Annotated in this window: 2 pseudogenes; one reads left to right on the top strand and one right to left on the bottom strand. The window is 45.3% G+C overall.

The window, feature by feature from the left end:
* Nucleotides 1–25 precede the first annotated feature (25 nt).
* Nucleotides 26–312, top strand: a pseudogene (locus tag BCT81_RS29980) (hypothetical protein).
* Nucleotides 313–338: 26 nt separating this feature from the next.
* Here the strand turns inward: BCT81_RS29980 and BCT81_RS02975 are convergent.
* Nucleotides 339–822, bottom strand: a pseudogene (locus tag BCT81_RS02975) (beta-ketoacyl-ACP synthase I); the annotation flags it as partial.

Raw genomic sequence — 822 nt, forward strand, 5'->3', positions numbered from 1 at the left:
ACATTATGAATAAAGGCTTGTTGAGATAAGGATTAATTACCCCACTCAACTTTTACTACTCAAGCCTAAAACGAAAAATGCCCGATTGAATTAACAATCGGGCAAACATCCAGAACAAAAGGATCCTATCTCGCTCTCCAGGAGACAGAGTCTGCGTCTGTTCGACCAATACTGACTAAAACCACTACTGATCAAGCTCTGGAAACCTTTCCATTTCTAAACCTGTGTTCAGAAAGCTTTGTTCTGTGGGTCATGGTTAATAGATTTCCTGTGCGAGTTGAAACTGCACTCGCGTCACCCGTTAACAATTAACCTTTGTCTATCTAACTCAAGCCTAATTAAGCTTGGTATTTTTTGATTACTAGCGTTGCGTTCGTACCGCCGAAACCAAAGCTGTTAGACATAACTGTTGTTAGCTCTTGTTCGCGAGCTTCAGTTACGATGTCTAGGCCAGCAGCTGCTTCGTCTAGGTTAGAAACGTTAATGCTTGGAGCGATGAAGCCGTTATCTAGCATTAGCGTTGAGTAAATAGCTTCGTGTACGCCAGCTGCACCTAGAGCGTGACCTGTCATCGCTTTAGTTGCTGAGATTGCTGGGCTATTGCCACCAAATACTTCTTGGATAGCACCTAGCTCTTTCACGTCACCAACTGGAGTTGAAGTACCGTGAGTGTTCACGTAGTCAACGCCATCAACGTTTTGCATTGCCATCTTCATACAACGAACCGCGCCTTCACCAGAAGGAGCAACCATGTCGTAACCGTCTGAAGTTGCGCCGTAGCCTACGATCTCACCGTAGATTTTCGCGCCACGAGCTTTAGCG

Source organism: Vibrio sp. 10N.261.52.A1 (assembly GCF_002876325.1).
Taxonomy (GTDB): domain Bacteria; phylum Pseudomonadota; class Gammaproteobacteria; order Enterobacterales; family Vibrionaceae; genus Vibrio; species Vibrio chagasii.